Source organism: uncultured Agitococcus sp. (assembly GCF_937920075.1).
Lineage (GTDB): Bacteria > Pseudomonadota > Gammaproteobacteria > Pseudomonadales > Moraxellaceae > Agitococcus.
The window spans coordinates 1-6930 of record NZ_CALETI010000175.1; the positions used below are offsets into that span (position 1 = coordinate 1).

Annotated in this window: 7 protein-coding genes; 3 read left to right on the plus strand and 4 right to left on the minus strand. The window is 39.4% G+C overall.

Translation table 11 applies throughout. The features are described from left to right. The coding region (locus tag Q0212_RS06715) for an ATP cone domain-containing protein (protein ID WP_297923849.1) at positions 1 to 1757 on the minus strand (1757 nt) is incomplete at its 3' end. A 494-nt stretch (positions 1758 to 2251) separates the two neighbouring features. On the opposite strand from Q0212_RS06715, the gene Q0212_RS06720 reads away from it, so the two are divergent. Next, a complete protein-coding gene (locus Q0212_RS06720; protein WP_297923851.1) occupies positions 2252 to 2971 on the plus strand; it encodes a winged helix-turn-helix domain-containing protein in 720 nt (239 codons plus the stop codon). Position 2972: 1 nt separating this feature from the next. Then, a complete protein-coding gene (locus tag Q0212_RS06725) occupies positions 2973 to 4622 on the plus strand; it encodes an ATP-binding protein (protein WP_297923852.1) in 1650 nt (549 codons plus the stop codon). A gap of 182 nt (positions 4623 to 4804) precedes the next feature. On the opposite strand, the gene bfr is transcribed toward Q0212_RS06725, so the two are convergent. From bfr to rpsT, 3 genes are all read right to left on the minus strand, one after another. Then, positions 4805 to 5269: a bacterioferritin gene (bfr, locus tag Q0212_RS06730; protein ID WP_297923854.1), complete on the minus strand. Its 465-nt coding sequence runs from the start codon at positions 5267 to 5269 to the stop codon at positions 4805 to 4807. A gap of 208 nt (positions 5270 to 5477) precedes the next feature. Next, positions 5478 to 5672, minus strand: a complete 195-nt coding sequence (locus Q0212_RS06735; RefSeq protein WP_297923856.1) for a (2Fe-2S)-binding protein — start codon at positions 5670 to 5672, stop codon at positions 5478 to 5480. Between the two features lie 118 nt (positions 5673 to 5790). Next, positions 5791 to 6054, minus strand: coding sequence for a 30S ribosomal protein S20 (rpsT, locus tag Q0212_RS06740; RefSeq protein ID WP_297923858.1), 264 nt, complete (start codon positions 6052 to 6054; stop codon positions 5791 to 5793). A gap of 223 nt (positions 6055 to 6277) precedes the next feature. Here rpsT and murJ point away from each other — a divergent pair. Beyond that, the coding region (murJ, locus tag Q0212_RS06745; RefSeq protein WP_297923860.1) for a murein biosynthesis integral membrane protein MurJ at positions 6278 to 6930 on the plus strand (653 nt) is incomplete at its 3' end.

Consider the following 6930-nt stretch of genomic DNA (forward strand, 5'->3'; position numbering starts at 1 on the left):
ACCATAAACGTATCTGAACTAGGATTACCTGAAACACCCCATTCGGCATCTCCCTTAGTAATATGTCCATCGCCTAGCATAATGCCATAAAAGCGCGCATCATCTTCAGTAAAACCTTGAACAGGAATAACTTCTTGAGGAATAGTTTGGGCAATAAAATCGCCTACTTTAAGTTTACCTGCTTCACAATATTTAACTTGTAATTCATCCTTGTTAAGCATTTCTAAAACTTGTTTAGGCGTGTGATTGCGGTTTTTGATAGAAATAGACCAAATGGGATGGCCATCAGTGACTTTTAACGTTTGTGCTGAATGACGAGCTTTAATTTCCACCATTGGTTCAGTCTGATTATAAACCATGTGTTTTACAACAGGACGATAATAGCCAGCTTTGCCTAGAACCAAATCACCAACTTGAATATCTTGAATTGCTTTACAACCTTTTTCTGTCCATACGAAAGTATCAGGTGCAAAACATTGATTTACCGCGACAGCCGTATCATTTGCGACTTTTAAGAACGGCACAACGCCTTGAGACTTACCGTTTGTACCTTTGATGTATGCGCCCAAAGCACGCACAGGTGTCCAGTCGTTGCCTAAACCACCTGCCCATTTGGATAACATGGCGTTGTCACGAATCGCATCATAAATGCCATACAAGTCATCAGGGACAGTGGTTAAATAACAGCTCGATAATTGTGGGCGTAATGTGCCTGCATTAAACAGGGTAGGCGTGGAAGCCATATAGTCAAAGCTAGACAATAATTGATAAAACTCAATCGCCCGTGTTTCTTTATTGGCTTCGTTCATTGCTAAGCCCATCGCCACGCGCATAAAAAATAATTGTGGCAATTCAAAACGTACTTCTTGACTATGAATAAAATAACGGTCGTAAAGGGTTTGTAAGCCTAAATAAGTAAACTGAAAATCGCGTTCTGGCTCAATCGCATCCGCTAATTTAGCTAAATCATATTTTAATAATTCAGGAGATAATAACTCTAACTCAACACCACGCTTTAAAAACACGGGTAAGGCTTGAGGATAAAACTCAGCCATTTGTGCTTGAGAAGCTTTATCTGCAACGTCTAAAAAGCCTAAAGCTTCACTGCGTAATTGATCTAATAACAAACGTGCAGTGACATAAGTGTAATTAGGCTCTTGTTCAATATGCACACGAGCACACATCACCATCGTGGTACACAAATCGCTTTCTTGCACACCGTCATACAAATTCTTTAAAGTCTCATCAACAATCGCTTGCGCATTTACGCCTGTTAAACCTTCGCAAGCACTGTTGACTAAGGCTTCTAAACGGCCTAAATCCAAAGGTTGACGTGTGCCATCACCTAAGGTGACGGTTAAGGTAGGATGGCTTTTAGTGATGCCTGCATCACGCAAACGTGCGCGCTCATCACGATAAATCACATAAGAACGTGCCACTTTTTGTTCACCAGCACGCATTAAGGCCAATTCAACTTGGTCTTGAATTTCTTCAATATGAACAGTGCCACCGCTAGGCATACGACGCTTAAATGTATTAGAAACGGCATCGGTTAATAAGGCCACTTGTTGATGCACACGGCTCGAATCGGCGGCAGAGCCACCTTCAACAGCTAAAAAAGCCTTGCTGATTGCAATTGCTATTTTGCCTGAGTCATAATTGACTAAAGTGCCATTACGTTTAATGACCCGTAATTGGCCAGGTGCCGTTGTTAAAACATCGTTTGATTCAAATGAGCGTTGTGCAGAAATAGTCATATAAGCTCCCTAGGTGGCTTTACCAAACAAAAAAATCCCCATCTGCGGCTTTATAAAAAGCATCAGTTAAGAGTTGATTTGTTTATATATTTAGTGTAAGAAAAAGCTATAAAAACACAATCTATAGTGTGGCGTTTGTTGTTGCAGCACAAGATAAGCTGTTTTAATAGATTATGCAAGAGGTCAAAACTGTGGATAAGTCCTGCTAAAAAATAGTCAATTACTCAAGACAATAAAGGGATTCAAGGAGTTGCGCGTATTTTACTTGTGGATAACTAAACGTAAATGACATGTAAAAAAATATATCTGATTTTTAGCCTTGACAGGCTTTTAGTGGTATGTTCGTAAACAAATGGCATTTGTCACTTTGTAACTGACACAGAATTGTCTATTATGCAGGTATGGCGCGTAGCGACAGGATTTACAATGTAACTGTTAATTAAAAAGCTACGTCGTTACAACATTTAAGATTATTAGTTTAGCAGGAAAACACCATGAGCCAACAAGAAGAACATTTGCCACGCATTTTAATTGTTGAAGATGACGAACGTTTAGCAACGTTGACGCAAGAGTATTTAATTCGTAATGGTTTATTGGTTGCGATAGAAACGGATGGTAATCGTGCTATTCGTCGAATTATTGCTGAGCAACCCGATTTAGTGGTTTTAGATGTGATGTTACCAGGTGCAGATGGTTTAACCATTTGCCGCGAAGTTCGTCCACATTACCATCATCCAATTTTAATGTTAACCGCACGCACTGATGATATGGATCAGGTGTTGGGTTTAGAAATGGGGGCAGATGATTATGTTGCCAAACCTGCTCAACCACGCGTTTTATTAGCACGTATTCGTGCCTTGTTACGTCGTACCGATAAAATTGTCGAAGAAGACGTACCTCAGCGTTTAGAGTTTGATGATTTAGTGATTGATAATGGCGGTCGTTCAGTGACTTTAGCTGATGAACCTGTTGAGTTTACCAGTGCCGAATATGATTTGTTATGGTTATTAGCCTCTAATGCTGGCCGTATTTTATCGCGTGAAGACATCTTTGAACGTTTGCGTGGCATTGAATATGACGGACAAGATCGTTCGATTGACGTGCGTATTTCCCGTATTCGTCCAAAAATTGGTGATGATCCTGATAATCCTAAACGTATCAAAACTGTACGCAGTAAAGGCTATTTATTTGTTAAAGAGTCTTTAGGCGGTTAGTTTGCCTAAGCTGCCAATTCCTAGCAGTATTTTTGTTCGCATTTATGGCGGCCTGTTGTTGATCATCAGTGCCGTCGCCTTGTGTACCTATTTACTGTTACAAGTGATTAATGATTACCGTGCCGCAGAATACCGCGAAAGCATGGCAACGGGCTTTTTTCGTTTAATTGCATTGGGAATTGCACGTCAGTCTAGTCCAGAATTGCAACAAGCATGGATTGAAGAAGCAGGTACTTTATTAGATAGCAAAATTGTTTTAAGCAAAGCTCAACAGATTGATTTTACCAGTCGAGAATTAGAACAACTGGAGCAAGGAAAAGCCGTAGTACGAATTGCTAATAATTTTAGTTATGCAGATATTTATAGCGCAGTCTCTGTTGAAAGAGATCAATATTTACAAGTACGCATGAGCAAAGTCTCAGAACAACAAGCCAAAGCAATGGCGATTTTTTTGTTGGATGACTTAGATCATTATCGAGGTCAAGAGCAAAAAAGATTAAAACAATTGCAAGTTTATTTTCCTTTTCCTTTACATATAATGCCTTTGGATAAGGCTAGTTTAGAACCCGATCAACGCGCACGTATTAAACGTAAAGAAGTAGTTTTGGCTCTGAAAGAAGGTGGGGTAGGTCATAATTCTTCCGTACGTATTATTGCGCCCTCATCTCAGTTTAATCATGTCTTAGTAATAGGCCCAATGTATTTATTTGATTGGATGCCCGTTCAACTGCTCATTATTATTTCTGCAATTGCACTATTAGTCATTACGACAACGGCTTATCTGATTATTCATCCCTTAGAAAAGAAAATCAAAACGGTGGAGAGTGCTGCGAGACGTATTGGTGGCGGTGATTTAAGTGCGCGTGCTGAAGTTGATGGTAAGGATGAGGTGAGTCAGTTAGCATATGCTTTTAATAGTATGGCTGAACATATTCAACGCTTGATTGACTCTCAACGAGAGTTGACACGAGCTGTTTCTCACGAATTAAGAACACCTGTCGCAAGGATTCGGTTTGGCATGGAAATGTTGGCAGACACCGATGATTATGATGATCGTTTTCGTCAGTTAGCGCAGTTAGATGGCGATATTGATGAGCTTAATAAACTGATTGATGAGATTCTAACCTATGCCAAATTAGAGCAGGGAATTCCTGTTCTAGATTTTGAATCAGTTGATTTAGGCGAGTTATTACAGAAAGTAGCCAAGGAGACAACAGCTTTAGGCGTTAAACAAAAAGTGACTGTTCAGTTGCCTCCACAAGGCACAATTGCGGAAGCTGAGCGTCGTTATTTGCATCGTGTATTGCAAAACTTGGCAGGTAATGCCACGCGTTATGCCAAAAGTGAAGTGTGTTTAAGTGCGGGTATTTATGAAGGATGTGCTTATATTGCGGTTGAAGATGATGGACATGGTATTCCCGAAAAAGACCGAGAAAAAGTTTTTCAGCCTTTTACTCGTTTAGATGACAGTCGTACCCGCGCTTCTGGTGGTTATGGTTTAGGTTTATCTATTGTCTCACGTATTGCTTTTTGGTTTGGTGGCAATATAAAGGTAGAAGAAAGTCCACGTTTGGGTGGAGCAAAGTTTGTGATGACGTGGCCAATGAAACAAAAGAATCGTAATAAGCTCAAATTAAATGAACCAAGTTAACAGTTCATTGACATAAACGACACATCTCAATAACAGTGTAAATTAAATAAAAGCGTATATTAGGCTTTGAGTACATGGTATCAAGATTTAGTAGGTGAGTGGCGATGAATCTACTAGCTCTTGATAATTCTCTCTGGTTGAACCCCTGTTAGCCCACTGCAAAGTGGGCTTTTTTTTGTCTATTACATAGCTGATTGTAAATAGTTTTGCACACCCAGTTTATTAATCAATTCTAATTGGGTTTCAATCCAATCAATATGTTCTTCTTCGCTTTCTAAAATGGCTACAAATAATTCACGAGAGCCGTAGTCACCTACTTTTTCACAATGGGCAATCGCATCCTTTAAATCGGGGTGGGCGAGTTGTTCGAGTTTCAAGTCACCTTGTAAAATCTCTTCAATATTTTCACCAATATATAATTTATTAAGGTGTTGTAGATTTGGCAAACCTTCCAAAAATAAAATACGGTCAATTAATTTGTCAGCATGTTTCATTTCATCAATTGACTCCATGTATTCATGTTGACCGAGTTTTTCAAAGCCCCAACTTTTTAACATACGTGCATGTAAGAAATATTGATTAATGGCTGTTAATTCATTGGTTAAGGCTTTGTTTAAATAAGCAATAACTTGTGCATCACCTTTCATGTTGTTACTCCACGATATATTTAAATAAGAAGGGTGGGGATATTTATAGATTTGCTAATAGCTGATTGTTCTTGTCAACAATTACACTAATGGTAGCGTAAAACAAGATAAAAGACAGTGGGCAAATGAGGAAAAGCGTAAGAAATCTTAGTGGATTAGATTGTAAAAACAAATAGTTATCATTTGGTTTTTAGAGAGTGATGAGTTGTTACGCTGCATGTGAAATATTTTTGGCTAAGTTTGCAAGTGTTTCATCAATTAATTGACGTGCTTCAGGTACGCAACGGCCACAGGTTGTGCCAACTTTATGACAATCACGAATTTCACGATAAGAGCAACAACCATTTTCTACAGATTGTTTAATTTGTTTATCGCTGACTGCATGACAGACACATACGTACATAGAATTATTCTCATTCATAAATACTAATGAGAATAATTATCAATAAATAATGATTAAATGTCAAGCAATAAAAAACCCGCACTAAGCGGGTTTTTACAAAGCGATACTTAAATCAATATTAAGCCATTGCTTTGATATGAGCGTTTAAACGGCTCTTATGACGTGCTGCTTTGTTTTTGTGGATGATACCTTTGTCAGCCATACGGTCAACAACAGGAACGGCATCAGTATAAGCAGCAGATGCAGCAGCTTTATCGCCAGCAGCAATAGCATTTACAACTTTCTTGATATAAGTACGCACCATGGAACGTAAACTTGCATTATGCTTACGTTGTTGTTCGTTTTGGCGCGCACGCTTTTTGGCTTGTGCAGAATTGGCCACGGTGGCACTCCTATAAAAAATCGTTCGCAGGACTTATAGGGATGTCTATAAGTCGAGATACTAAAGGGATTACTACCCAAAATCAGGCGTGCGATTTTGCCGAGCGTAGAGCATTAAGTCAAGATAATTACCAACTTTTTACGTATAAAACCGCATTTTTATAGTTTTTGTGCAAGTAATTCGCTACTATTTGCCCCTTTGTTAATTAGCAAAGTCATTTTTCATGTCTCAGGTAACTCCTCCTTCGCAAAAGTCCGCCACTCAAGGTGCTAAAAAGTCTGGTTTATGGCGTTCCACGCTCATTGTCAGTGCAATGACGATGTTGTCACGCGTCTTAGGCTTAGTCCGTGATATGGTTTTAATGAACGCCTTTGGTGCTGACAAAATGATGGACGCCTTTTTGGTGGCGTTTAAAATTCCTAACTTTTTGCGGCGTTTGTTTGCTGAAGGGGCTTTTGCCCAAGCTTTTGTGCCTGTGTTGTCAGAGTATAAAAGCCAAAAAGGGGATGAAGCGGTGAAAGATTTAGTTAGTAAAGTGGCTGGCTCTTTATCGCTGATTTTGTTTGTCGTGACGATTATTGCGATTGTTGGTGCGCCATTGATTATGTGGGTGTTTGCCCCTGGTTTTAGTGGTGATGCTGAAAAATTTAATTTGGCAGCAGATATGCTGCAAATTACCTTTCCGTATTTATTGTTAATTTCACTGACGGCATTTGCAGGTGGGATTTTAAATAGCTATGGCGCATTTGCTTTATCATCGTTCACGCCTGTTTTGTTGAATTTGGTGATGATTGCCAGTGCGTTGTTTTTAGCCCCACAACTTGATATTCCGATTATGGCTTTGGCATGGGGCGTGTTGTTGGCAGGGGTGGCACA

Bases quoted from the DNA above. Each gene is read 5' to 3' on its own strand.
- Q0212_RS06720 (WP_297923851.1), top strand. From the start codon at position 2,252: ATGAGCCAACAAGAAGAACATTTGCCACGCATTTTAATTGTTGAAGAT.
- bfr (WP_297923854.1), bottom strand. From the start codon at position 5,269: ATGAAAGGTGATGCACAAGTTATTGCTTATTTAAACAAAGCCTTAACC.
- Q0212_RS06735 (WP_297923856.1), bottom strand. From the start codon at position 5,672: ATGTACGTATGTGTCTGTCATGCAGTCAGCGATAAACAAATTAAACAA.